Below are 25,816 nucleotides of genomic sequence, written 5' to 3' on the forward strand. Positions count from 1 at the left end.
CCGGTGGACGGTCAATCCGATGGCGACGGGGGTGCACGCGCAGCAGCGGCGCGAGGGACATGTCGGCCGCAGAGCGCATGCACACACCGAGCTCGCCCACCCCAACCACCGGTGGATCAGGCGATGCGGCGCTGCTCGGCCTCCCTGGCATTCGCGCAGGCAGCCACGAAGGCCGAGTGAACCGTGAGGTCATCGGTGAGCTCCGGATGGAATGCCAGGGCCGTGATGGCACCCTGGCGAACTGCCACCACGTGGTCCTGCACCGAGGCGAGGGTTTCGACGCCGTCGCCGCAGGTCTCGATGACGGGAGCACGGATGAACACTGCGGGAACGTTGCCCACCCCGGTGAGGTCGAGGTGCGTCTCGAAGGAGTCCAGCTGGCTACCGAAGGCATTGCGCCGGGCGCGCACGTGCAGCACGCCCAAGGTCTGCTGACCCGGCGCGGCATCGGTCAGGGTCTCCGCGAGCAGCAGCAGCCCGGCACAGGTGACCAGGGCCGGAAGCCCCCCGAGCAGTGCATCGCGCAGCGGCTCGGCCACACCGAAGGAACGGGAGAGCTTGTCCAGCACGCTCGACTCGCCACCGGGTACCACGATGCCGTCCAGGGCGTCGAGTTCCCCGGGCCGGCGCACCAGGCGGGTGCGGGCACCCACCGCCGTCAGCGCCCTGACGTGCTCGGCAACCCCGCCCTGCAGGGCAAGCACGCCGATCAGCGGAGACTCCCCGGGCCCCCGGCCCGTGAGCCGTGACATCGCGCTCACCAGCCGCGCTCTGCCAGGTGATGCGGCGCGGGCAGATCGTTCACATTGATGCCGACCATCGCCTCGCCGAGATTGCGCGAGACCTGCGCGATGGCATTCGGGTCGTCGTAGAGAGTGGTCGCCTTGACGATGGCCGCGGCGCGCTTGGCAGGATTGCCCGACTTGAAGATACCGGAGCCCACGAAGACGCCTTCGGCGCCGAGCTGCATCACCAGTGCCGCGTCGGCGGGCGTGGCGACGCCACCGGCCACGAACAGAACGACCGGCAGATGACCCGTCCGGGCCACCTCGCTCACAAGTTCGTAAGGGGCCTGAAGTTCCTTGGCAGCGGCATACAACTCTTCGGGGGCCAGGGTGGACAGCCGGTTGATCTCGTCGCGGATGGTGCGGATATGGCGCACCGCCTCCGAGACATCGCCGGTGCCGGCCTCTCCCTTGGACCGGATCATGGCCGCACCCTCGGTGATCCGGCGCAGCGCCTCACCGAGATTGGTCGCGCCGCAGACGAAGGGCACGTCGAAATTCCACTTGTCGATGTGGTGGGAGTAGTCGGCCGGTGAGAGCACCTCGGACTCGTCGACGAAGTCAACCTTGAGGGATTGCAGCACCTGGGCCTCCACGAAGTGCCCGATCCGCGCCTTGGCCATCACCGGAATGGAGACCGCGTCCTCGATCTGCTCGATGAGCACCGGATCGCTCATCCGTGCCACACCACCCTGGGCCCTGATGTCCGCCGGGACCCGTTCGAGGGCCATCACGGCGGAGGCACCGGCGTCCTCGGCGATGCGTGCCTGCTCGGGGGTGACGACGTCCATGATGACGCCGCCCTTGAGCATATCGGCGAGACCGCGCTTGACACGGGTTGTTGCTGCAGTTCCTTCAGTCATGGTGGCCATACCAGCGCAACGAGCGGTCCACCACAAGATCCAAATCTGACCAGTTGGAATGGACCACTTTGCCGGTTGGCGCAAGAATTGGTGGGTGCGAGGTCAACTGGTGGCGCCCGTTCCGCTGGATCTGGACAGGAATTCACCGATCGGCCTGACCCGGCAATTGGTGTCAGGGCTGCGTCGGCTGATGGACGAAGGCAGGTTGACAAGGGGTGATGCGCTGCCCTCCAGTCGTGCGCTGGCTGCGCGGCTGGAGCTCTCCCGGGGCACCGTGGTTGCCGCCTATGACCAGCTGCAGGCCGAGGGGTATCTGGTGGCCGCGAGCGGATCGGGTACTCGCGTCGCGGCGGACGCGCATGTCGGCGCACCGGCCGCCACCGGCAAACGTCCGGATGCGGGCATCGCCTGCAGTCCCGCCACAGCCTCGCGCCGTGACGAGGCTTCCCATGGCGGCCCGCCCCGAGGTGACAGCCGTGGACATGACGGTTCAGGCTCGCCCCGGCCAGGACCTGGCGCCTCGAGCGCGTCGATCGTCGACCTGCGACCGGGCACCCCCGATGTCTCCGCCATCGTCTCCCCGCCGTGGCGACGCGCGTGGCGGGACGCGGCAGCCCATCCAGACACCCAGACAGATCCGCTCGGTCTTCCGGCGCTGCGCATCGAGATCGCGGAGCACCTGCGCCTGATGCGTTCCCTGGTTCGTCCGAGCAAGCAGATTCTTGTCACCTCTGGCACCCGCGAGGGGCTCGCGCTGCTGCTCGCGAGCCTGCGTTCGCACTCCGGGCGGGTGCTGGTGGGGATCGAACGCCCCGGTCATCCGGCGCTTTCGGGCGTGCCCCTTGCGATGGGTCTGGGCACCCTCCCGCTGCCGACCGATGAGCAGGGCCTGGTCACCACCGCCCTGCCGCTGGGTGAGCACAGACCCGATGTTCTCGTGGTCACACCCAGCCACCAGTACCCCCATGGCGGCTGGCTCTCGCTGGAAAGGCGTCAGGAACTGCTGGCCTGGGCCAGACGCACCGGCACTCTCATCGTGGAGGACGACTACGACTCCGAACTGCGCTATGTCGGCATGCCGCTGCCCGCACTGGCCACCCTCGACGACGCGGAGAACGGCTGCGTGGTGCTGCTCGGCACCTTCTCCACGGTTCTCACCCCGGCGGTGGCCACCGGCTATCTGGTCGCCCCGAACCGACTGGTGGCAGATCTGGCGTCCTACCGGCGGGCAACCGGGCTGCCGGCACCGGCGATGGTGCAGCAGGCACTCGCCGGCTATCTGGCCAGCGGTGAACTGCGCCGTCACATCCAGCGGATGCGGCGCGGATACCGGCAGCGGCGCGCCCTGATCCTCGCAGAACTCGGGCATGTGCCGGCCGTGCAGCTCGCTCCGCTGTCGGGCGGGCTGCACGCGGTGGTGAATACCGCAGCACCAGGGATGACGGTCATCGCCCGGCTGGCCGGCGAGAACATCCTGGTCGGCGACCTGGGCGAGTACTGGGGGCCGCACTCCCCCGATGTGCACGGCATCGTCTTCGGCTTCGGCTCGGTGCCGCCAGAAACCCTCAGCCGGGTGCTGCCGATCATCGCGGCATGCTGTTCCATGCCTTGACTCTTCCGGACCCGTCACCAGCATGGCCAGCTGCCGGGATGAGTTCACCGCGCGTGAACCAGAATTTCCGCGGCAGTCCACCGAAGTGCCGGTAGTGTCACCACTGGCACGATGAGCAATGACGTCTTGAGCGACGAAATAGCAACTCAGGGCACATATCGTGTGCTGATATGAGGAGTCCGGAGCAATCCCGGATGAGTGGAAGGACACCATGGCTGAAGCCTCAGCATCGGAGTGGGTCAACCCGTTGTACGACCCCGGGGACCGCCGATTACCACGGATCGCTGGGCCCTGCGCACTGGTCTTCTTCGGCGTCAGCGGAGACCTTTCCCGCAAGAAGCTGTTGCCCGCGGTGTACGACCTCGCCAACCGGGGCCTGCTGCCACCAGGTTTCGGGCTGGTCGGCGTGGCACGGCGCGACTACACCGATGCGCAGTTCGCCGAGATCGTCCGCCAGGACGTCCAGGCGCACGCCCGGACTCCCTTCCGCGAGGAGTCCTGGAAGCAGCTGGTCACCGGCATCCGCTTCGTGTGGGGCGATTTCGACGATGCCGCCACCTTCGACCGGCTTCACCAGACCCTGGACGAGCTCGACGCCAACGAGGGCACCAACGGCAATCACGCCTTCTACCTGTCTGTCCCGCCGAAAATGTTCGAAGTCGTGGTGGACCAGCTGGAGAACCATGGCATGGTCGACCAGACCAAGGGCTGGAAGCGCGTCGTCATCGAGAAGCCCTTCGGCCATGACCTGGCCAGCGCCAAGGATCTCTACCGGATCGTCTCCAAGGCCTTTCCCCCCGAGTCCGTCTTCCGGATCGACCACTATCTGGGCAAGGAGACGGTGCAGAATCTGCTGGCGCTGCGATTCGCCAACCAGATCTTCGAACCCTTCTGGAACAACAACTACGTCAGCCATGTGCAGATCACCATGGCGGAGGACATCGGCATCGCCGGCCGGGCCGGCTACTACGACGGCATCGGCGCAGCCCGCGATGTGATCCAGAATCACCTGCTGCAGCTCATGGCGCTCACCGCGATGGAGGAACCCAACAGCTTCGAGCCCCGTCAGCTGCGCATGGAGAAGCAGAAGGTGCTCGCCGCGGCCAGCACCCTGTCCGACCTCGACCTGTATTCGGCACGCGGACAATACGCCAAGGGCTGGCAGGGAGGTGTCGAAGTGCCGGGCTATCTGCAGGAGAAGGGCATCCCTGCCGACTCGCACACCGAGACCTTCGCGGCGATCAGGGTGGACATCGGCTCCAGACGGTGGGCCGGTGTGCCCTTCTACCTGCGCACCGCGAAGCGGATGCCGCGCCGGGTCACCGAGATCGCACTGATGTTCAAACGCGCACCGCACCTGCCCTTCGCCAACACCGAGACCCAGGATCTGGGCACCAATGCCCTGGTGCTGCGCATCCAGCCGGACGAGGGCATTTCCATGCATTTCGGCGCGAAGGTGCCCGCCACCGGTATGGAGATCCGCCAGGTGACGATGGACTTCGCCTATGTGGGCTCCTTCACCGAGTCCTCACCGGAGGCCTACGAGCGGCTGATCCTGGACGTCCTGCTCGGCGATCCCCCGCTGTTCCCCCAGCAGGAGGAGGTCGAGCTCTCCTGGCAGCTGCTTGACCCCGTGCTGCAGCACTGGGCCGAGCAGGGTGCGCCGGAACCCTACGCCGCGGGCACCTGGGGCCCGCAGAACGCCACAGACATGCTGGCCCGCGACGGATTCACCTGGCGCAGGCCGTGAGGAGACTGTCATGATCATCGAACTGACCGATACCAATACCTCCGAGGTGGCAGCCAACGCACTGTCGGCCCGGCGGTCCACCGGAATCACCTCCGGGCTCGTCATGACGCTCATCGTGATGAGCACCACCCGTCAGTACTCGCAGGCATTCGACGCTGCACAGGCGACCGCCGCCGAGCACCCCTCTCGAATTCTCATGGTGGTGCAGAGCAAGTCCCCCAAGACCGGCATGGACGCCGAGATTCGGGTCGGTGAGGGCGTGCCCGGCGACATGATCACCCTGCGGCTGGCCGGGGAGCTCGTGGAGCATGCCGACTCGGTGGTACTTCCGCTGCTGCTGCCCGACCTGCCAGTCGTCGCCTGGTGGCCGGGCAGTGGCCCCGAACTACCCTCCCAGGATCCCGTCGGCTCGCTGGCGAATTTGCGCATCACCGACGCCGTCAATGCCGATGACCCGGTCGGAGCCCTCGTCGCGAGGGCTCGTGGCCCGCACTCCGCGGCGGACACGGACCTGTCGTGGACGCGCATCACCCGTTGGCGAGCCCTCATCGCGTCCGCCCTGGACCAGTGCCGCGAGCCGGTCACGGCCGCTGTCGTGGAAGCCGCCGAGGAGAACGCACCGGCCGCCCTGATGGCGTCCTGGCTCGACGCGCGTCTGGGAGTACCAGTGGAGATGAAGACATCCATGGGGCCCGGCATCACGGGAGTTCGCCTGCAGACAGAGACCGGCGAGGTGGCGATCCTGCGCACGGCCAAGTCCGACTCCGAATACATCGTGCCCAACCAGCCGGTGCGCGCTGCCGCGCTGGCACGCCGTCACAGGGTGGCGCTGCTGTCCGAGGAATTGCGCAGGCTGGGACCCGACTTGATCTTCGAGCAGGCCCTCGACAAGCTCGCCGAACGAGCCGCCGGATGAGTGCACCACGAGTCTTCCGCTACCGCGATGGCGAAGAACTCGCCTCACGGGTCGCGGGCCGGCTCGGCTCACTGCTGACCGAATTGCAACGGCAGCAGGAATTCATCCACCTGTGCCTGCCGGGTGGGCCAAGCGGCCTGGCCGTGTGCCGCCATCTGGCCGCGCTGGCACCGTCTGGACTGTTCGACGCCGCCAGGCTCCACCTGTGGTGGTCCTCGGATCGCTTCGTCGGCACCACCGAACCGGAACGAGTGGCTCTGAAGACGCTCAGCCTGCTGGCGGCCACAATGCCGTTGGTTCCCTCACACATCCACGCCATGCCGCCGCTCACCGGCAGTTCTGACGCCGACGATGCCGCCTTCGCCTACGCCGGGGAATTGGGCGACACCGTCTTCGACTGCTGCCTGCTGGACGTGGGCGAGGACGGCCACATCGCCTCGATCTTCCCCAGGCACGACAGTTTCGCGATCCAGGCGAGCACGACGCTGCTCGCCAGCGGGGTCACCAATGCCCCCTACGAACCGGCAGACCGGATCACCTTGAATTTACCGGCGATCAATCGTTCCCGCGAGGTGTGGTTGCTCGCTGCCGATGCCAACAAACGAGAAGCCGTTCATGCTGCGGTGGACGGTGATCCGCGCTGCCCGGCATCCCATGCACACGGTACCGACAAGACGCTGTGGTTCGTGGACGAGGCGGCGGCGCAGGACCTGCCGTATTTCCACTGCGACCTGTGAGCCGGTGACCCCGCGCCGCGAGCCGGTGCTCAGTAGATGACTTCGCCGCGCTCCCGGCGGTCCTTGAGATGGGCCAGCGCCTCTTCGAGGATGGCCTTGGCCTCCTTGGAGGAGCGGCGCTCCTTCACATAGGCGAGATGGGTCTTGTAGGGCTGGATCTTGGGCGGCGGCGGGGGATTGAGCCGATCCCGGCCGGCGGGCAAGCCGCACTTCATGCAATCCCACTGATCGGGAATGGGTGCGCTGTCCGCAAAGGACACACGGGTGGCATGGCCGTGCGCACAGTAGTAGGACACCTGGGTGCGAGGCTCGGCTTCGCCGCGCACTGCCTCGCCACTGGGACCTGCACCGGCACGGCTGCCACGAATGGCATTTCCGCTGGACACTTGGTTGTGCTCCTTGTGAATCAGAAAATACGGGATAACTCAGAAAATCTGAATGGCAACGATGAACCCGGTTTCAGCCCGCATGTCGCTGCAGGGCCAGCAGGGCGAAGATGCAGGCGACCCACAGCACGCCGATGATCACCGTGATCCTGTCCAGCATCCGCTCCGAAGCCGAGGTGCCGCTCATTGCCGTGCTCATGCCTCCGCCGAACAGATCGGACAGACCCCCGCCACGGCTCTTGTGGAGGAGGATGAAAGCGGTGAGGACGAAACTCAGCACCATGAGCACGATCGACAGCGTCATTATGGGCCAAGTCATGAGCGGGATTGTCATCACCGCCCGAGTCTAACTCACCCGGAGGAGCTCAGTTTCGCAGCACCTGCCCGCAGCAACATCCCTGCCTGCCGGGACAAGAAAGTCCCCGCACCCAGGAGGGTGCGGGGACTTTCTTGTCCCGGCTACTGCTGAACCGGAATTCAGGACTGCGCGTAGAAGCGCACGATGGCAGCGAAATCATCGGGCTTCAGGCTGGCGCCGCCCACCAGGGCACCGTCGATGTCCGGCTTGGCCATGATGGCCGCCACCGAGCCGGGCTTCACCGAACCGCCGTACTGGATGCGCACGGAGTCAGCGGTGGGGCCGTCGTAGAGATCGCCGACCGCGGCGCGGATCGCACCGCAGACCTCCTGGGCGTCCTCCGGGGTGGCGACCTCGCCGGTGCCGATGGCCCACACGGGCTCATAGGCGATGACCAGACCGGCGACATCCTTGGCGGAGATTCCGGCGAGGGCACCCTTCACCTGGCCGACGGTGTACTCGACGTGCTTGCCGGCCTTGCGGACGTCAAGGCTCTCACCGACGCAGATGATCGGGGTGAGGCCCTTCTCGAGCGCCTTCTTGGCCTTGGTGTTGACGATCTCATCGGTCTCGCCGTGGTACTGGCGACGCTCCGAGTGACCCACGACCACGTAGGTGCAGCCGAGCTTGGTGAGCATGTCCGCGCTCACCTCGCCGGTGTAGGCACCGGCGTCGTGCTCGGACAGATCCTGCGCGCCGTAGACGATCGGCAGCTTGTCGCCGTCGACCAGCGTCTGCACCGTGCGGATGTCGGTGAACGGCGGAATGACGACGCACTCGGACTTCTTGGCGTCGTAGTTCTTGTCCTGCAATGCGAAGGCGAGCTTCTGGACCAGGTCGAGAGCCTCCATGTGATTGAGGTTCATCTTCCAGTTGCCAGCCATGATGGGTGTGCGAGTCATTACTTGTCTCCCTCCAGCACTGCCAGACCCGGCAGTTCCTTACCTTCCAGGTACTCCAGCGAGGCACCGCCACCGGTGGAGATCCAGCCGAACTGATCATCGGCATAGCCGAACTGGCGCACCGCAGCGGCCGAGTCGCCACCACCGATGACGCTGAATGCCTTGCCCTCGGCGAGCGCCTTGGCGATGGCCTTGGTACCTTCGGCGAAGGCCTCGATCTCGGACACACCGGCCGGGCCGTTCCAGAACACGGTCTTGGCGCCGGAGATCTCCTCGGCGAACTGCTTCTCGGACTCCGGGCCGATGTCCAGGCCCATCTTGTCGGCGGGAATGGCGTCGACGGGGACGACCGAAACCTCGCCCTTGACGGTGCGGGCATCGAAGTCCATGCCGTCGGCGACGCGCACGTCGACGGGTAGCAGGATCTTCTTGCCCTTCGCCTTCGCGTCGGCGAGGTAGCCCTTGCAGGCCTCCACCTTGGACTCGTCGAGGATGGAGGAACCCACCTCGTCACCCTGCGCCTTGAGGAAGGTGTAGGACATGCCGCCGCCGATGATCAGCGTGTCGGCGACCTTCAGCAGGTTGTCGATGACGGCGAGCTTGTCGGCGACCTTCGCGCCACCCAGCACGACGACATAGGGACGCTCGGGGTCGGAGGTGATCTTGGACAGAACCGAGACCTCCTTCTCGACGAGCTGACCGGCAGCCCTCGGCAGCAGCTTGGCGATGTCATAGTCGCTGGCCTGCTTGCGGTGCACGACACCGAAGCCGTCGGAGACGTAGAAGTCACCGAGCTTGGCGTACTCCTTGGCGAGCGCCTCGCGCTCGGCGTCCACCTTGGAGGTCTCGCCCTTCTCGAAGCGGACGTTCTCGGCGAGGGCGATCTCGCCGTCCTTGAGGGACGCGGAGATCTCCTGGGCGGAGGGGCCGACGGTGTCGGTGGCGAGCTTGACGGGCTTGCCGAGCAGCTCTGACAGCCGGGTGGCCACCGGGGCCAGCGAGAACTTGGGGTCCGGGGTGCCCTTCGGGCGTCCCAGGTGGGCCAGGCAGGTGACCCGTGCGCCCTGGCCCAGCAGAGCCTTGAGTGTGGGAAGGGCCGCCTTGATGCGTCCATCGTCCGTGATGGTCGTGCCGGACAGCGGCACATTGAAGTCGCAGCGGACGACTACGCGCTTGCCGCGCAGGTCGCCCAGATCGGAAATGGTCTTCACTGATTCTCCTCGGAATGACTGGCTGGTGACGCCAGCCGGAGCGGCCGCCTGGACGGGCAGCCGCAAGGGCTGGTTGGAGATTGTGGGCGTCGGCTGACGCCGGACATGGACAAGGGCGCACCGGCACAAGCCAGCGCGCCCTTGTTCACGGGATCACTCAGGATCGACTCAGAGCTTGCTCGCAACGAGCGAGGTGAGGTTCACGAGGCGGTTGGAGTAGCCCCACTCGTTGTCGTACCAGGAGAGCACCTTGACGAGGTTGCCGATGACCTTGGTCTCGGTGGCGTCGAAGATGCTGGAGTGCGAGTCGTGCACGATGTCGGTCGACACGATCGGATCCTCGGTGTAGGCCAGGATGCCCTTGAGCGGACCCTCGGCGGCCTTCTTCACGGCAGCCTGGATGGACTCGACGGAGACCTCCTTGGAGGCCTCGAAGGTGAGGTCGGTGAGCGAACCGGTGGGGGTCGGGACGCGAACGGCCAGGCCGTCGAACTTGCCCTTGAGCTCCGGGATCACCAGGGCGACGGCCTGAGCGGCACCGGTCTTGGTGGGGATCATGTTCAGGGCCGCGGCGCGGGCGCGACGCAGGTCCTTGTGGGGGGCGTCCAGAAGCTTCTGGTCACCGGTGTAGGAGTGGATGGTGGTCATGATGCCGCGCTCGATGCCGAACTCGTCGTTCAGGACCTTGGCCAGCGGGGCCAGGCAGTTCGTGGTGCAGGAGGCGTTCGAGATGATGTTGTCGGTGGCGGGGTTGTAGTCGCCATCGTTGACACCCATCACGAAGGTGCCGTCAACATTCTTGCCAGGAGCGGAGATGACGACCTTCTTGGCGCCGCCATCGATGTGGGCCTTGGCCTTGGTGCCATCGGTGAAGAAACCGGTGGACTCGACGACGACCTCGACGCCGAGCTTGCCCCAGGGCAGATCGGCGGGATTGCGCTCGGCGAGCACCTTGATGTGCTTGCCATCGACGACGATGCCGTCATCGTCAGAGCTGACCTCACCGGGGAAACGGCCCAGCAGCGAGTCGTACTTCAGCAGGTGAGCGAGGGTCTTGGTGTCGGTCAGGTCGTTGACGGCCACGACATCGAGGTCGGCCTTCTGCTCGAGCATCGCGCGGAAAAAGTTACGGCCGATCCGGCCGAAGCCGTTGATACCAACCTTAACGGTCATGAAGTCGATCTCCTTCGACATGTCTGTGAACCCGACAAACGACCCCTTTGGTCACGTGCCGAGCACTGTGAACAAGTTGATCCTAGCGGACTGTTCCCGCCGGGAGAACTCGCCCTCTGCCATCCCGACGAGCTGGTCCCAGGGCTCAGCTTCCAGTCTCAGGGTCTGCATTGAGTGCGGCATCGGTGGTGGGTACACCGCGCTCCTTGGCGGTGCGATCGGCCAGCGCAAGCAGCCTGCGGATCCGGCCGGCGACGGCGTCCTTGGTGAGCGGCGGATCGTGCAACTGGCCCAGTTCCTCCAGGCTGGCCTGCCTGTTCGCCAGTCTCAGCTGTCCCGCGGCGCGCAGATGGTCGGGCACATCCTCGCCGAGGATCTCCAGGGCACGCTCCACCCTGGCGCTCGCGGCCACGGCCGCGCGCACTGAGCGCCTCAAATTGGCGTCGTCGAAGTTGGCCAACCGATTGGCGGACGCCCGCACCTCGCGACGCACCCGTCTCTCCTCCCAGGCGAGCACCGCATCATGGGCGCCCATCCGGGTGAGCAGCGCCGCAATGGAGTCTCCATCGCGCACCACCACCCGGTCGAGCTGACGGATCTCACGCGCCTTGGCCACCACGCCGAGCCGCCGCGCCGCACCGACCAGCGCCAGTGCGGCCTCCGACGAGGGACAGGTGACTTCCATGGCCATCGAGCGGCCGGGCTCGGTGAGCGAGCCGCGAGCCAGGAAGGCTCCGCGCCAGGCCGCGACCTGCTCGGCCACACCGCCGCCGACCACTTCTGCGGGAAGTCCCCGCACCGGGCGGCGATGGGAATCCACCAGGCCGGTGAGACGGGCGAGGTCCTCCCCCTCGCGCACCAGACGCACCACATAGCGGGTGCCCCGGCGCAGGCCCGAGGAGGTGACCACGACCACGTCGGCGTTGAAGCCGAAGAGATCGGAGATGCCGGTGTGCAGCCTGCGGGCGGCGTGCCCGGTGTCGAGTTCGGCCTCGATGACGATGTGGCCGCTCACCAGGTGCAATCCCCCGGCGAAGCGCAGCATCGAGGCGATCTCGGCGCGCCGAGCTTCCGGGCGCAGCGAGCTCACGGTGGCCAGCTCCGCCTTCGCCTGCTGTGTCAGTGCCATCTGCAGATACCTCGTCCGCTCGTCTCGCTGCCGTGTGTCATGTGCTCGTGTCGCGCTGTCAAGCGTTGCGCCATCCGGGCCCGGACGATGGTCAGCCCATCATGATTTCTTGGTAGGCCGCGGCCAGCCTCAGCCTGTGGTGGCGTGCGGTGCCGTCGTGCATCGCCACATCGCTCTGCACGAGTGTGGCACCCAGATCGGTGCAGTATCCCGCCAGGTGGCGGTCCCCGCAGACGAAGGCCTTGTCGGCAAGCACGGCGTCGAGACGCAGGCCGGGAGCATGTTCGGCGAGCAGTTCGATGTGCCGGGAGGGCGCAAAACCAGCCGTCTCGTAGGAACTCGCGACGTTGAGGGTGAGGATTCGTTTGGCGGGGCTTTCGATGATCGCGCGGGCGAGATCCGGGACCAGGAGATGGGGCAGCACGGAGGTGAACCAGGACCCCGGGCCGAGCACCACGTAGTCGGCATTGTTGATCGCCTCGACTGCCTGCTGACAAGCAGGCGGATCACCTGGCACCAGGTGGACCGCCTGCACCAGCCCGGAGGTGATCGCCACCGAATGCTGGCCGTGCACCACCCGGATCTCGTCGGGCAGCTCGTCGTCGATGCCAAGGACATCCGCCTCGATGTGGAGCGGCACCGTCGACATCGGGAGCACCCTGCCGGCCGCACGCACCAGCCGCGCCACCAGGTCGAGACCGGCCACCGGATCGCCGGTCTGCTGCCACACCCCTTCGATGAGGAGATTGCCCACGGCATGGCCATCGAGCTGGCCCCCGGAGTGCAGCCGGTTCTGCAGCACGCGGGCCCAGTTGCGTCCGTCCCTGGTGTCGGGGCACAGAGCGGCCAGTGCCATTCTCAGGTCGCCGGGGGGGAGTCCGCCAAGTTCGGCCCGCAGCCGCCCGGACGAGCCGCCGTCGTCGGCGACCGTGACAACCGCTGTCAGCCGGTCGGTGAGCCTGCGCAGGGCCGCCAAGGAGGCTGACAGGCCGTGTCCACCTCCGAGTGCGACCACTGAGGGCAGATCGCCCAGCTGATGCCCCGGATGGGTCATTCCAGCCCCAGGTCCCGGTGCAGCACGTTGACCTGCATTCCTCGCGCCCGCAGCCTTTGCGCCGCAGCCTCGCTCATCGCGGTGCTGCGGTGCTTGCCGCCGGTACAACCGATGGCCACCGTGACCTGCCGCTTTCCCTCACGCAGATAACCGGGTTCGGCCACCGCGAACAGCTGCTCGAAGGCATCGAGGAATTCTTCGGCGCCCGGCTGGGCCAGCACATAGCTGCTGACCGCCTCCGACAGGCCGGTCTGGGGCCGGAGCTCGGGAACCCAGTGGGGGTTGGGCAGGAAGCGCACATCGAAGACGAGATCGGCGTCCAGTGGAAGGCCGTTCTTGTAGCCGAAGCTCATCACCTGCACCCGCAAGGTGTCCGCGCTCTGCCCCCCGTAGGCGTGCGCGATCCGGCTGGAGAGCTGGTGCACGTTGAGCCGCGAGGTGTCGATCACCATGTCGGCGCTGGCCCGGAGGTCGGACAGCATGCGCCGTTCCCGGACGATGCCGTCCAGAAGGCGGCCATCGCCCTGCAGCGGCAACGGCCGGCGGGAGGACTCCTGACGGCGCACGATCGCCTCGTCGCTGGCCTCCAGGAAGAGAATCTCGGGAGCGACGTCCCGGGCGTCCAGCTGGGCGAAGACCACCGGCAGCTGCTCGAACATGTCGCGGGAGCGCACATCGAGGCCGACGGCCAACCGGTTGAGGCCCGATGTGCTGGCCGTCTCGATGAGCTGGGGAAGCAGGCTGGGCGGGAGGTTGTCGACCACGAACCAGCCCAGGTCCTCCATGGCGTGGGCGCAGGTGCGCCGGCCAGCACCCGACATGCCGGTGATGATGACCGTACGAGGTCGCCGGGGCAGGCGGATGGAAGGTGATGGCAATGCGCTCACGCCGCCATTATTGCCTGCCCTCCGAACTGGGCGTGTCCTGGAGCACCTCACCGGTGGTGGCATTCACTGACGGAGCAGTGCGGTCGGTGGCAAGGGCATCGACGATGGCCTGCGCGGTGGTCTGCCCGATGCCAGGCAACTGGGCGATCTCCTCAGCACTGGCCCGGCGCAGTGTGGTCAGTGATCCGTAGCGGCCGAGCAGGGTCTTGCGTCGCGCCCGACCCAGACCGGGCACGGCATCGAGCACGGATTCCACCATGGCCTTGGACCGGCGCTGGCGGTGGTGGGTGATGGCGAAACGGTGCGACTCGTCACGCACCCGCTGGAGCAGGTACAGGCCCTCGGAGTTGCGGGGCAGGATGATCGGGTCCTCCTCGCCGGGCAGCCAGATCTCCTCGAGCCTCTTGGCCAGGCCCAGCACCTTGATCCCGGTCAGCCCGAGCCTGGCCAGCACGTCATGGGCGGCCTCCACCTGCAGCGGGCCGCCGTCGATGACCACCAGGGAGGGCGTGTAGGCGAACTTCAGTGGCCTGCCTGTCTCGGGATCGATGAGCCCCGGACCGCCATCGCCTGCCTCGGCCATCGCCTTGCGATCATCGATCAGGCGACGGAAGCGGCGGCTGAGGACCTCGTCCATGGCCCGCAGGTCGTCGGAACCCTCGAAGCTCTTGATGACGAAGCGACGGTATTCGCTCTTGCGGCTCAGGCCGTCCTCGAAGACGACCATCGAACCGACCACCTCGGTGCCCTGCAGGTGGGAGATGTCGTAGCCCTCGATGCGCAGCGGTGCCTCGCGCAGGGCCAAGGCCTCCTGGAGCTCCTTCATCGCCTGGTTGCGGGTGGCGAGATCGGCTGCCCTTTGCGCCTTGTGCTGGGCCAGGGCCTGGGCGGCATTGCGGGCCACGGTGTCCAGCAGCACCCGCTTGTCGCCTCGTTGCGGGATGTGGATGCTCACCCTGGCGCCGCGCTGTTCGGCCAACAGGGTGGTGAGCACCTCCCCGGACGCAGGTTCTGCTGGCACCAGGACCTCCCTCGGTACGGCCGCATCGGCATACAGCTGGAGCAGGAAGGATTCCACCAGATCGGCGTCCTCGGCATCGTCGGCCCTGTCCGCCACCCAGCTGCGCTCGCCGTGCACCCGCCCGTTGCGGACGTGGAATACCTGCACCGCGACCTCCAGGGTGTCACTGGCCATGGCGATGACATCGGCATCGGTGCCGTCCGGCAGCACGATGGCATTGCGTTCGGTGGCCTGGGCGAGTGCCCCCAGCGAGTCCCGCAGGTGCGCTGCCCGCTCGAACTCCTCCTGCTCTGCCGCCTCGTGCATCTGCGCGGTGAGTTTGCGCTCCAGCTTGCGGGCATTGCCCTCCATGAAGGAGCAGAAGTCGGCCGCGATCTCGCGGTGGTCCTCAGAGGAGATCCAGCCGACGCAGGGCGCGGAGCACTTGCCGATGTAGCCGAGCAGGCATGGGCGCCCCACCTGCTGGGCATTGCGGAAGACGCCGGCACGGCAGGAACGCATCGGGAAGACATGCAGCAACAGGTCGACCGTGTCCCGAATGGCCCAGGCCTGCCCGAAGGGGCCGTAGTAGCGCCACCCCTTGTGCTTGGCGCCACGCCCGACGAAGACCCGCGGGATCTCCTCGGCCCAGCTCACGCACAACCAGGGATAGGTCTTGTCATCGCGGTACTTGATGTTGAAGCGCGGGTCGTACTGCTTGATCCAGGTGTATTCGAGCTGCAGGGATTCCAGCTCGTTCTGCACCACGGTCCACACCACCTGGGAGGCAGTGGTCACCATCGTCTGGGTGCGCGGATGCAGGGCTGCGATGTCCTGGAAATAGCTGTTGAGCCTGTTGCGCAGATTCTTGGCCTTGCCGACGTAGATGACCTGGCCGTACTTGTCGCTGAAGCGGTACACCCCCGGATCGGTGGGGATGGCACCGGGCGCCGGACGGTAACTGGACGGATCGGCCATGACGTCGAGATTAGGCGCAGGGCGGATACCAATTCACCAACCGGCGCGCCGGTTGGTGTTGCAGCGCGCTAGCGTAGGCAGGCACGAATGCGACCTGTCCACCGTGCACCGCAGGTGCAAGCTGGGATGCTGCGCCGCAGGTACACGGTGGATCATCGTAAATCGGATGTGCGAGACCCTTCGGCTCGCACGGAGGAGTGAACGAGATGTTGCGTTGGCCGTTCCCGCAGACACAGCTGACAGCCGGCGAGCTGCGCCTGGAACGTTGGGACACCCACAAGCACGCCGATCTACTGTGGCGCGCCCTGGAGGACCCGGCCGTGTGGCAGTTCGCCCCCAAGGGAGCCCCTGCCGACATCACCGAACTGACGCGCCGGCTCGGCAAGCGTCCCGGTGGCCGGGACCGCATCACCTGGGTGGTTTTCCAGGGCGACGAGGTGATCGGTACCACGAGCCACTTCCGTGCAGGGGAGGACGTCGAGATCGGTGCGAGCTACATGGCCCCCCAGACCTGGAGCACCGGCATGAATCTGCGGGTCAAGCGCATCATGGTGGACGCCGCCCGGGAGAACGGCTGTGCGGGCATCGTGCTGCGCGCCGACGACGCGGACGTCAGAGCGAACAAGGCGATCCAGCGGATCGGCGCGGAGTTCACCCACAAGTGCGGCGAGCAGATGTTGCGTCCCGATGGCACCCGCAGGGTGAGCCGCTTCTACCACTTGGACAACGACACGGTGCTGTAGGGCACACGCCTGTGAGCCGCCCTATCCCATGAGCCACGCTCCGGTGAGCCACAGGTGCTGCGGCCACCGGCTCAGCTGGCCTTGCGGTAGCGGCCCGCGTCTTCGGCCCCGGTGACGGGGCCCGAGGCACTCGCCGGGTCACCAGCGCCGGCAGCCGGGCCGAGCAGCTCTGCGAGGTACTGACCCGTGTAGGAGTCCGGATCGGCGGCGACCTGCTCGGGGGTGCCCTCGGCCACCACCATGCCGCCGCCCGAGCCGCCCTCTGGGCCCATGTCGATGATCCAGTCGGCGGTCTTGATGACGTCGAGATTGTGCTCGATGACCACCACGGTGTTGCCGGAATCGACGAGCCGGGCGAGCACGATGAGCAGCTTGCGGATGTCTTCGAAGTGCAGACCAGTGGTGGGTTCGTCCAGCACATACATGGTGCGCCCGGTGGATCGCTTCTGCAGCTCCGAGGCCAGCTTCACCCGCTGGGCCTCGCCGCCTGACAGCGTGGTGGCGGACTGCCCGAGCCGCACGTAGCCCAGCCCGACCTCCACGAGGGTCTTCAGGTGACGGTGGATGCCGGGGATCGCCGAGAAGAACTCCGCGGCCTCCTCGATGGGCATGTCGAGCACCTCGGCGATGTTCCTGCCCTTGTAGTGCACCTCCAGGGTCTCCCGGTTGTACCGGGCGCCGTGGCAGACCTCACAGGGCACGTAGACATCCGGCAGGAAATTCATCTCGATGCGGATGGTGCCGTCGCCGAAGCAGTTCTCGCATCGTCCGCCCTTGATGTTGAAGCTGAAACGGCCGGGCTGATAGCCGCGCACCTTGGCCTCGGGGGTCTGCGCGAAGAGTTTGCGGATCTTGTCGAAGACGCCTGTGTAGGTGGCCGGATTCGACCGGGGCGTGCGGCCGATCGGTGACTGGTCGACGTGGATGATCTTGTCGATGTGCTCTGCCCCGGTGATCGAACGATGCTTGCCGGGCACCGCTTTCGCCCCGTAGATGCGGCGGGCCAGCGCCGTGTAGAGGATCTGATTCACCAGCGTGGACTTCCCGGAACCTGACACGCCGGTGACAGCGATGAATTGGCCCAGCGGGAAGCGCACATCAATGCCGCGCAGATTGTTCTGGGCGGCCCCGTGCACAGTGATGGCCTTGCCATTGGGCTGGTGGCGGGTGGCGGGCAGTTCGATGCTGCGTCGCCCAGTGAGGTAGGCGCCGGTGATCGACTCGGGACAGGCCAGCAACTCCTCCAGTGAACCCGAGACAACGACATTTCCGCCGTGCTCCCCCGCGCCGGGGCCGATGTCAACCACCCAGTCGGCTGCCCTGATGGTGTCCTCGTCGTGCTCGACGACGATGAGCGTATTGCCCAGATCGCGCAGCCTCCGCAAGGTCTCGATGAGACGACGGTTGTCGCGCTGGTGCAGCCCGATGCTCGGCTCGTCGAGCACATAGAGCACGCCGGTGAGTCCCGAGCCGATCTGGGTGGCCAGCCTGATGCGCTGGGCCTCTCCGCCGGACAGCGTTCCGGCCGGGCGTGCCAGCGTGAGATAGTCCAGGCCGACGTCGAGCAGGAAGCGAAGCCGCTCACGGATCTCCTTGACCACCCGCTCGGCGATGTGCGCCTCACGCTCACTGAGTTGCAGCGCGTCGATGAACTCGAGGTGGTCGCGGATGGACAGGTCGCACAACTCCGCGATGTTCAGCCCACCCATGGTCACGGCCAGCGATGCGGGTTTGAGCCGTGCCCCCTTGCAGGCCGAGCAGGGGATCTCGCGCAGATAGGCGCCCCAGCGGTCCCTGGCAGAATCGGTCTCCGACTCGTCGAAACGGCGTCGCACATAGGGCAGCACGCCCTCGTAGCGCTGGGTATAGGTGCGCGTGCGGCCGAATCGATTGCGGAAGTGCACATAGACGGGGTTGTCGTAGCCCTTGAGAATGAATGCCCGCACCCTGCCCGGCAGCTCGTTCCAGGGCAGGTCGACGTCGAAGTCCTCGGTCTGGGACATCGCTTCGAAGACCCGCTGGTAGTGGCCCTTCACCGCCGGTGTGGACCACGGCGCGATGGCGCCCTCGGCGAGGCTGAGGGACTCGTCGGGCACCACGAGGGAGGCGTCCACCTCGAGCTGGGTTCCCAGACCCGAGCAGGCCGGGCAGGCGCCCCAGGGTGAGTTGAAGCTGAACTGGCGCGGCTCCAGTTCGTCGATCGCGATGTCGTGACCGTTGGGGCAGGCCATCTTCTCGGAGAAACTGCGGACACGGTGCGAATCGTCGGGTTCGCGATCGACGAAATCGACGACGACAAGTCCTTTCGTAAGCCCCAACGCGGTCTCCACCGAGTCGGTGATGCGCTGCTTGGCGGAGGCCTTGACCACGACCCTGTCCACAACCACGTCGATGTCGTGCTTGCGCTGCTTGTTGAGCGTGGGCGTCTGGGACAACGGGACGATGTCACCGTCGACCCGCACCCGCGCATAGCCATCGGAAGTGAGCTGGCGGAACAGATCTGCGTACTCGCCCTTGCGACCGCGCACCACTGGCGCCAGCACCTGGAAGCGGGTGCCCTCGTCGAGTGCCATCAGCTGGTCGACGATCTGCTGCGGGGTCTGCCTGCTGATCGGTTCACCGCACACCGGGCAGTGCGGGTGGCCGATGCGGGCGTAGAGCAACCGCAGATAGTCGTAGATCTCGGTGATGGTGCCGACCGTGGAGCGCGGATTGCGCGAGGTGGACTTCTGATCGATGGAGACCGCCGGGGACAGCCCGTCGATGAAGTCGACCTGGGGCTTGTCCATCTGGCCGAGGAATTGCCGGGCATAGGCGCTGAGCGACTCCACATAGCGGCGTTGCCCCTCGGCGAAGATGGTGTCGAAGGCCAGCGAGGACTTGCCCGAACCGGACAGTCCGGTGAACACGACCATCTGGTCACGAGGGATGTCGAGGGAGACGTTGCGCAGATTGTGTTCGCGGGCCCCGCGGATCACCAGATGGTCAGTCACGACGTCAATGGTAGGGAGGAGCTGTGACATTTCCGGCCTGCGCCGGTGTTGCGCGTTGCCGACGCAACTTTCGGGTACCGTCGGAGCCTAGATTCGGGCCTTGCGCATAGCGTGGGCCACGAGAATGCTCAGCATGTGCGCAGCCAAGAGGGGGATTGCGGTGCCGGCAGTCGAACAGCAGCTGCGTCTACCCGGCGCCACCGATTTCCGCGTCGTGCGGCAGCGAAAGCTTGAGGCGACGCAACGCCTGCTCGGGGACACCATCGCCATCGACGAGACCGCCTGGCAGCAGCCGAGTCTGCTTCCGGGGTGGACGCGCGCCCATGTGGCGGTGCACCTGGCGCGCAATGCCGATGCCCTGGTGCGAATCTTCGATGCGCGATTCAGTCTGTTGCCCACTCCCATGTACGTCTCGGAGAGCGAACGTGTCTATGACATAGAGCGGGGTTCCGAGCGCTCGGCCCTGGATCTGCAGATCGATCTGGACACCTCGGCGGGCCGCCTGCACCGTTGTCTCGATGAGCTGGAGACCACAGATGACCACGGTCTGGTCGAATTGTCGCCCGGTAGGATGCTGCGACTCGACCTTCTTCCGCTGGCGAGGCTCCGCGAAGTCGTGCTGCACCACATCGACCTTGACTGCGGTTTCATGGTGGATGACATCGACGACGACATCGCTCGATGGGTGCTGGAATGGACCTGTTACTGGATCGGCGAGGATCCCAGACTCCCCGCTCTGCAGATCGAGTCGACTTCCAGCTTCCACGCCCGGCTCGGCCGCTCGGGGCGTCCCGTCGCGGTGGGCGAGACGGATGCGGTGCTGCTGGGCTGGCTCACCGGACGCCTGCCCGAGGGCCACTCGGCGGCCTCACATCTACCCGAACTACCCAAGGGATGGCGAGCATGAAGGGTCACTACAGCTGGTTGAGTCTCGGCAGCATGGACAACATCGGCTATCTGCTGGACGACGGCGAGGGTCATCGGGCCCTGATCGACGCGGCGGCCGAGCCCGAACGCCTGCTGGACTGGATCGGCGATGATCCGCTGGACGTCATCGTCACGACGCACCAGCACGCCGACCATGTGGCTGCGCTGGCAGCAGTGGCGCAGGCCACCGGCGCCACCAACTACGCCGGGGCTCCCGACGCCGCCTCCATCGAGCGGCAGACCGGCGTGCACTGCAATCCTGTGTGGACCGGCGACCACATCCCGGTTGGCTCATTGAGTCTTGAGGTGATCGGGCTGGTGGGGCACACGCCCGGCTCCATCGCGCTGGTCTGGCACGACTCCCCCGTCCTGCTGTTCACCGGCGACTCGTTGTTCCCCGGCGGTGTCGGCAAGACCAATTCCGCCACCGAGTTCACGAGCCTACTCGACGACGTCACGACCAAGATCTTCGACCGCTTCGCCGACGACACCCTGGTGCTGCCCGGTCATGGCCTGCCCACCACGCTGGGTGCCGAGCGCCCTCATCTCGACGAATGGCGCCAGCGCGGCTGGTGAGTGAACCGCCGGTTTCGGCACCGTCGATCAGTCACCGCGCCCCGAACGGCTGAGGGCCCGCATCCGCAGGATGCTCGCCGTCGCGGTCACGACGAGGATGGCCACGATGACCATCAGCGACTGGACCGTGGAGATCTCGAGGTGCACCCAGCCGTAGTGGTGCGCCGCCTCCAGCAGCAGTTTCACGCCGATGAAGGTGAGCAGCACGGCCAGCCCGATCGGCAGGTAGACGAGCCTGTTGAGCAGATCACCCAGCAGGAAGTACAGCTGGCGCAGCCCCATCAGGGCGAAGACATTCGCGGTGAAGACGATGTAGGGCTCCTTGGTCAGACCGAAGATGGCCGGAATGGAGTCCAACGCGAAGAGCACATCGGTGCTGCCCAACGCCACGATGACGAAGAACAACGAGGTGGCGAGCAGCTTCCCACCCTGGCGCACGAAGATCGAGTCTCCGTGGAATTCCCCCGTGGTGGGCACCACCTTCTGCATCAGCAGCATCAACGGGCCGCCGACGGCCTCGTTCGCCTCGTCCTCAGAGGAGCCCCTCACCTGGTCGCGCACGATGCCGAAGGCCGTGTAGAGCAGCCACGCCCCGAACAGGAAGAAGATCCACGCCAACCGGCTGATCAGGGCGGCGCCCAGACCGATGAAGATGCCGCGGAAGACCAGCGCCAGCATGATGCCCACCAGCAGGGCGAACTGCTGGCTGGTTTTCGGCACCTTCATCTTCGTCATGATGATGAGGAAGATGAACAGATTGTCCAGGGAGAGGCTGTATTCGGTGATCCAGCCTGCGAAGAACTCGCCGGCTGGCCCGGGACCGGCCAGAACATGCATGCCGATCCCGAAGGCGATGGCCAGGCCCACGTAGAGACAGACGAAGAACACGCACTCCCGCACACCGGGAACGTGCGGACGCCTGGCGAGCAGCACGGCATCCAGGGTGAGTACTCCCACCATGACGACGATCGTGATGATCCAGATGAGCGGGGTGATCAGCACGGTGGCCTTTCGATAGAGACTCTTGGTGGGATGACACGCATTCTGCCGTGAGGCCCGTGCGTCAGCGCGCCGCCTCGACCATGCCCCGCAATTCTTTCTTGAGATCTTTGATCTCGTCACGCAGCCTGGCCGCCAGTTCGAAGTTCAGCTCACCGGCAGCACCGTGCATCTGGTCGGTGAGGTCCTGGACGAGGCCTGCCAGTTCGGTGGCGGGCAGATTCTTGCCGCGGTCACCGCTCCCGGCCGGTGCAGGGGCCCGGCGGGCTCCCGGAGCGGCGAAGGCGACGAGATCGGCCGTGTCGGCGTCCTCACGGGCGAGCATGTCGGTGATGTCGGCGATCTTCTTGCGCAGCGGCTGCGGGTCGACACCGTGCGCCTTGTTGTAGTCGATCTGGATCTGGCGGCGGCGGTTGGTCTCGTCGATCGCCTTGGCCATCGATGCGGTGATCGTGTCGGCATACATGTGCACCTGCCCGGAGACATTGCGCGCGGCGCGGCCGATGGTCTGGATCAGCGAGCGGTCCGAGCGCAGGAAGCCTTCCTTGTCGGCATCGAGGATGGAGACCAGGCTCACCTCGGGAAGGTCCAGGCCCTCGCGCAGCAGGTTGATGCCGACCAGCACGTCGTACTCCCCCATCCGCAGCTCGCGCAGCAGCTCGACGCGGCGCAACGTGTCCACTTCGGAGTGCAGGTAGCGGGCGCGCACACCGTGCTCCACCAGATAGTCGGTGAGGTCCTCGGCCATCTTCTTGGTGAGGGTGGTCACCAGCACCCGCTCGTCACGGACGGTGCGCAGGCCGATCTCGCCGAGCAGATCGTCGATCTGGCCGTGTGTGGGCTTCACGATGACTTCCGGGTCCACCAGACCGGTCGGGCGGATGATCTGCTGCACGACACCATTGCTGCGCGCCATCTCGTAGTTCCCCGGGGTGGCCGAGAGGTAGACGGTCTGGCCGATCCGCTCGGTGAACTCCTCGAAACGCAGCGGGCGGTTGTCCATGGCGCTGGGCAACCGGAAACCGTGCTCGACGAGAGTGCGCTTGCGGCTCATGTCGCCCTCGTACATGCCGCCGATCTGTGGCACGGTGACATGGGATTCGTCGATGACCAGCAGGAAGTCCTCGGGAAAGTAGTCCAGCAGGCAGTTCGGGGCTGTGCCGGGGCCGCGACCGTCGATGTGCCGGGAGTAGTTCTCGATACCGGCGCAGGTGCCCACCTGGCGCATCATCTCGATGTCGTAGTCGGTGCGCATCCTCAGCCGCTGGGCCTCCAGCAACTTGTTGTCCCCCTCCAGCTCGGCGAGACGCTCGACCTTCTCGGCCTCGATGTCGCGGATGGCGCGCTGCATCCGCTCTGCGCCGGCCACATAGTGCGAGGCGGGGAAGACGTAGATCATCTGATCCTCGCTGAGGATCTCCCCGGTGAGTGGGTGCAGCGTGGTGAGCGCCTCGATCTCATCGCCGAAGAACTCCACGCGCAGCGCATTCTCCTCATACATCGGGAAGATCTCCAGGGTGTCCCCGCGCACCCGGAAGGTGCCACGGGTGGCCGCCAGGTCGTTGCGCGTGTACTGCATCTCGACCAGCTTGTGCAGCAGATCCTTGCGCTCCCATTCCTGGCCCACCTTGAGGGTCACCATGCGGTCCACATACTCCTGGGGCGTGCCCAGGCCGTAGATCGCGCTCACGGTGGCCACCACGATGACATCACGCCTGGTCAACAGCGAGTTCGTGGCGGAATGCCGCAGTCTCTCGACCTCCTCGTTGAGGGAGGAGTCCTTCTCGATGTAGGTGTCGGACTGCGGGATGTACGCCTCTGGCTGGTAATAGTCGTAGTAGCTGACGAAGTACTCGATCGCATTGTCAGGGAAGAACTCCCGCAGCTCGGTGGCGAACTGCGCGGCCAATGTCTTGTTCGGCTGCATCACCAGCATCGGGCGCTGCAGACGCTCGGCCAGCCAGCCGACGGTGGCCGTCTTTCCCGTGCCAGTGGCACCGAGCAGCACGACGTCCTGCTCGCCGGCCTTGATCCGACGCTCGATCTCATCGATGGCAGCAGGCTGGTCGCCGGAAGGCTGGAAACCCGCCTGCATCGTGAACGGAGCGATCCTCCGCTGGATGGATTCGACTGGGCGCATGCATCGAGCCTATGCGTGCCTGGCCTGTATGCGACTGCGGTCACTCAAGTTGCCGAGTCATGCCATTCGCTTCCGCTTTCAGCTGGTCAACCGTCGCCACAGGGCGTCAACCTGGTCCACGGTGTCCTGACGGGACCCGGAGTTGTCGATCACCACGTCGGCCACCTCCAGGCGTGCTCGACGCGTGATCTGGGCAGCGATCCTTGCCGATGCCGCAGCGATGTCCAGCGCGTCACGCCGGAGCAGTCTGGCGAGCTGAATTTCGGGCGGCACGTCCACCACCACCACGAGGTCGAAGTCACCGGCCTGGCCGGATTCAACGAGCAGGGGAATGTCGTGCACCACGACGGCCTGCCCCGGCGCGCTGCTCTCGATCTGCGCGGAGGCCTGCTTGATGAGTGGATGGATGATGGCATTCAGGTCGGCGAGGGCGAGTGGATCGTTGAAAACGATGGCGCCGAGCCGCTTCCTGTCGAGCGCGCCCTGCTGGGTGAGCACCCCAGGGCCGAAACGCTGCGCGACCATGTCCAATCCAAGGCTGCCCGGTTCCACCACCCGGCGGGCCAGCAGGTCGTTGTCGATGACCACTGCCCCGAGATCGCCCAATGTCGCGGAGACGAGACTCTTGCCCGAGGCGATGCCCCCGGTGAGCCCAACCCGCATCCGGGTCACGCTCAGGCGGGGATCTTCGCCATCGCCGCCAAGGCGATGTCCAGTGCCATGCCACGGGCGCCCTTGCCCCAGTCACGCACGTCGTGACCAGCCGGGTCGGCCAGCGAATCCGCGGTGTAGAACAGCTGGGCGAACTGTGCCCCGCGCAGCTGCGCCGATGCCGCCATGGCCGAGCACTCCATGTCGACGATGGCACAGCCCTCAGATCGGCGATGCCTCACCATGGCCAGCGTCTCGCGGTAGAAGGCATCATTGCTCCACACCGGCGCATTGGAGAAACGGAAACCGGCCTCGGTGACCGCCTGCTCCAGGTAACCGCGCAGCTCCTCGTCAAGATTCACCCAGCGGGAGGCCTTGAGATAGTGGTAGCTGGTTCCCTCGTCGCGCAGCGCCTTGGACGGCACCACCAGCTCCCCGGCGGGCATGTCCTGCAGCACACCGCACGAGCCCACCGCGATGGCCCGACGCACGCCGTGCCGGAAGAGGAAGTCTGTGATCATGACCGATGCGGGGGCGCCGACCGGCATCATCATGAGGGCGAAATCGCCCGCTTCGTCGTTGGAGCGGTAGATCGGATATTCGTTGCCGACCAGATCGACGGTGTGAATCACCTCGAGCCGTGAGCTGCGGGCGTAACCCCCGACGACTTCGCCGAGATAGCAGAACAGCGCCCGGCCGGGGAACAGATCGTCCGCGAACTGCGTGGCCTCGCCATCACCGATGAGGTCCATCGGGTCGTCGTCGCGTTCGAGGATCGGAACGAACTGGGTGTGCAGCACTGGGCGCCTCCTGGCTCGGCTGTTGCTGATGGATCAGAGCGTGTGGGGCGCTCAGGTACAGAATTGCAGACCGAGCCGGCAACGGCGCGGTGGGCAGAGTTGCAGAGCGAACCCACAGAGCGGGTGTGCAGACGAAAGGGCCCCCGCCGGTTAGGGGCGGGGCCCGGCCCGCGCACTTATAGGATTAAACAGGGACCCCGCCCCAGCATTGGGCGCACGCCCGGCAACCCCCCCAGTGTGGGCAGC

23 protein-coding genes are annotated in these 25,816 nt (G+C 66.3%); 7 read left to right on the plus strand and 16 right to left on the minus strand.

Translation table 11 applies throughout. From position 1 onward, the window contains the following. Nucleotides 1–116 precede the first annotated feature (116 nt). Complete coding sequence (gene pdxT, locus ABF648_RS03940; RefSeq protein ID WP_415630985.1) at nucleotides 117–752, minus strand: pyridoxal 5'-phosphate synthase glutaminase subunit PdxT; 636 nt, start codon at nucleotides 750–752, stop codon at nucleotides 117–119. 5 nt (nucleotides 753–757) lie between these two features. Further along, complete coding sequence (pdxS, locus tag ABF648_RS03945) at nucleotides 758–1,648, minus strand: pyridoxal 5'-phosphate synthase lyase subunit PdxS (protein ID WP_415630986.1); 891 nt, start codon at nucleotides 1,646–1,648, stop codon at nucleotides 758–760. 94 nt (nucleotides 1,649–1,742) lie between these two features. Here pdxS and ABF648_RS03950 point away from each other — a divergent pair, with 94 nt between their 5' ends. The 4 genes from ABF648_RS03950 (at nucleotide 1,743) to pgl (ending at nucleotide 6,663) form a co-directional block, all read left to right on the plus strand. After that, nucleotides 1,743–3,260, plus strand: coding sequence for a PLP-dependent aminotransferase family protein (locus ABF648_RS03950; protein ID WP_415630987.1), 1,518 nt, complete (start codon nucleotides 1,743–1,745; stop codon nucleotides 3,258–3,260). A 211-nt stretch (nucleotides 3,261–3,471) separates the two neighbouring features. Then, nucleotides 3,472–5,010, plus strand: a complete 1,539-nt coding sequence (zwf, locus tag ABF648_RS03955) for a glucose-6-phosphate dehydrogenase (protein ID WP_415630988.1) — start codon at nucleotides 3,472–3,474, stop codon at nucleotides 5,008–5,010. Nucleotides 5,011–5,020: 10 nt separating this feature from the next. Then, entirely contained in the window at nucleotides 5,021–5,926 is a 906-nt protein-coding gene (locus ABF648_RS03960) for a glucose-6-phosphate dehydrogenase assembly protein OpcA (RefSeq protein ID WP_415630989.1), read from the plus strand. Next, a complete protein-coding gene (gene pgl, locus ABF648_RS03965; protein WP_415630990.1) occupies nucleotides 5,923–6,663 on the plus strand; it encodes a 6-phosphogluconolactonase in 741 nt (246 codons plus the stop codon). The genes ABF648_RS03960 and pgl overlap by 4 nt, the downstream gene beginning before the upstream one ends. Before the next feature lie 29 nt (nucleotides 6,664–6,692). Here pgl and ABF648_RS03970 read toward each other — a convergent pair whose 3' ends face one another. The 9 genes from ABF648_RS03970 to uvrC all read right to left on the minus strand — a co-directional run bounded on the left by ABF648_RS03970 (nucleotide 6,693) and on the right by uvrC (nucleotide 15,741). Continuing rightward, nucleotides 6,693–7,049: an RNA polymerase-binding protein RbpA gene (locus ABF648_RS03970; RefSeq protein ID WP_415630991.1), complete on the minus strand. Its 357-nt coding sequence runs from the start codon at nucleotides 7,047–7,049 to the stop codon at nucleotides 6,693–6,695. 73 nt (nucleotides 7,050–7,122) lie between these two features. Next, nucleotides 7,123–7,368 (minus strand): preprotein translocase subunit SecG, encoded by a 246-nt coding sequence (gene secG, locus ABF648_RS03975; RefSeq protein WP_415630992.1) that lies wholly within the window; start codon nucleotides 7,366–7,368, stop codon nucleotides 7,123–7,125. Between the two features lie 158 nt (nucleotides 7,369–7,526). Further along, nucleotides 7,527–8,309, minus strand: a complete 783-nt coding sequence (gene tpiA, locus ABF648_RS03980) for a triose-phosphate isomerase (protein WP_415630993.1) — start codon at nucleotides 8,307–8,309, stop codon at nucleotides 7,527–7,529. Further along, nucleotides 8,309–9,520: a phosphoglycerate kinase gene (locus ABF648_RS03985; RefSeq protein ID WP_415630994.1), complete on the minus strand. Its 1,212-nt coding sequence runs from the start codon at nucleotides 9,518–9,520 to the stop codon at nucleotides 8,309–8,311. Before ABF648_RS03985 ends, tpiA begins: the two co-directional genes overlap by 1 nt. Nucleotides 9,521–9,688: 168 nt before the next feature. Then, nucleotides 9,689–10,693, minus strand: a complete 1,005-nt coding sequence (gap, locus tag ABF648_RS03990) for a type I glyceraldehyde-3-phosphate dehydrogenase (RefSeq protein WP_415630995.1) — start codon at nucleotides 10,691–10,693, stop codon at nucleotides 9,689–9,691. 145 nt (nucleotides 10,694–10,838) lie between these two features. Then, nucleotides 10,839–11,822, minus strand: coding sequence for a DNA-binding protein WhiA (gene whiA / locus ABF648_RS03995; protein WP_415630996.1), 984 nt, complete (start codon nucleotides 11,820–11,822; stop codon nucleotides 10,839–10,841). A gap of 91 nt (nucleotides 11,823–11,913) precedes the next feature. Further along, nucleotides 11,914–12,876, minus strand: coding sequence for a gluconeogenesis factor YvcK family protein (locus ABF648_RS04000; protein WP_415630997.1), 963 nt, complete (start codon nucleotides 12,874–12,876; stop codon nucleotides 11,914–11,916). Further along, the gene (gene rapZ, locus ABF648_RS04005; RefSeq protein WP_415631009.1) at nucleotides 12,873–13,754 is read right to left on the minus strand and encodes an RNase adapter RapZ; all 882 of its coding nucleotides are present in this window, start codon (nucleotides 13,752–13,754) and stop codon (nucleotides 12,873–12,875) included. Before rapZ ends, ABF648_RS04000 begins: the two co-directional genes overlap by 4 nt. 16 nt (nucleotides 13,755–13,770) lie before the next feature. Continuing rightward, a complete protein-coding gene (gene uvrC / locus ABF648_RS04010; RefSeq protein WP_415630998.1) occupies nucleotides 13,771–15,741 on the minus strand; it encodes an excinuclease ABC subunit UvrC in 1,971 nt (656 codons plus the stop codon). Between the two features lie 206 nt (nucleotides 15,742–15,947). On the opposite strand from uvrC, the gene ABF648_RS04015 reads away from it, so the two are divergent. Beyond that, nucleotides 15,948–16,484 carry a GNAT family N-acetyltransferase gene (locus ABF648_RS04015; protein WP_415630999.1) on the plus strand — a complete coding sequence of 179 codons (537 nt, stop codon included), beginning with the start codon at nucleotides 15,948–15,950 and terminating at the stop codon, nucleotides 16,482–16,484. 71 nt (nucleotides 16,485–16,555) lie between these two features. Here ABF648_RS04015 and uvrA read toward each other — a convergent pair whose 3' ends face one another. Then, complete coding sequence (gene uvrA / locus ABF648_RS04020; protein WP_415631010.1) at nucleotides 16,556–19,486, minus strand: excinuclease ABC subunit UvrA; 2,931 nt, start codon at nucleotides 19,484–19,486, stop codon at nucleotides 16,556–16,558. A gap of 124 nt (nucleotides 19,487–19,610) precedes the next feature. On the opposite strand from uvrA, the gene ABF648_RS04025 reads away from it, so the two are divergent. Both ABF648_RS04025 and ABF648_RS04030 read left to right on the plus strand, forming a co-directional pair. After that, complete coding sequence (locus ABF648_RS04025) at nucleotides 19,611–20,384, plus strand: maleylpyruvate isomerase family mycothiol-dependent enzyme (RefSeq protein ID WP_415631000.1); 774 nt, start codon at nucleotides 19,611–19,613, stop codon at nucleotides 20,382–20,384. Then, nucleotides 20,381–20,980, plus strand: coding sequence for an MBL fold metallo-hydrolase (locus tag ABF648_RS04030; RefSeq protein WP_415631001.1), 600 nt, complete (start codon nucleotides 20,381–20,383; stop codon nucleotides 20,978–20,980). Before ABF648_RS04025 ends, ABF648_RS04030 begins: the two co-directional genes overlap by 4 nt. A gap of 27 nt (nucleotides 20,981–21,007) precedes the next feature. On the opposite strand, the gene ABF648_RS04035 is transcribed toward ABF648_RS04030, so the two are convergent. From ABF648_RS04035 to ABF648_RS04050, 4 genes are all read right to left on the minus strand, one after another. After that, entirely contained in the window at nucleotides 21,008–21,982 is a 975-nt protein-coding gene (locus tag ABF648_RS04035; RefSeq protein ID WP_415631002.1) for a TerC/Alx family metal homeostasis membrane protein, read from the minus strand. A 61-nt stretch (nucleotides 21,983–22,043) separates the two neighbouring features. Next, nucleotides 22,044–24,119 carry an excinuclease ABC subunit UvrB gene (gene uvrB / locus ABF648_RS04040; protein WP_415631003.1) on the minus strand — a complete coding sequence of 692 codons (2,076 nt, stop codon included), beginning with the start codon at nucleotides 24,117–24,119 and terminating at the stop codon, nucleotides 22,044–22,046. Nucleotides 24,120–24,197: 78 nt separating this feature from the next. Beyond that, a complete protein-coding gene (gene coaE / locus ABF648_RS04045) occupies nucleotides 24,198–24,782 on the minus strand; it encodes a dephospho-CoA kinase (RefSeq protein WP_415631004.1) in 585 nt (194 codons plus the stop codon). Between the two features lie 11 nt (nucleotides 24,783–24,793). Continuing rightward, nucleotides 24,794–25,570: a nucleoside phosphorylase gene (locus ABF648_RS04050; protein ID WP_415631005.1), complete on the minus strand. Its 777-nt coding sequence runs from the start codon at nucleotides 25,568–25,570 to the stop codon at nucleotides 24,794–24,796. Nucleotides 25,571–25,816 lie beyond the last annotated feature (246 nt).

The organism is Propionibacterium sp. (genome assembly GCF_047719395.1).
Taxonomy (GTDB): domain Bacteria; phylum Actinomycetota; class Actinomycetes; order Propionibacteriales; family Propionibacteriaceae; genus Propionibacterium.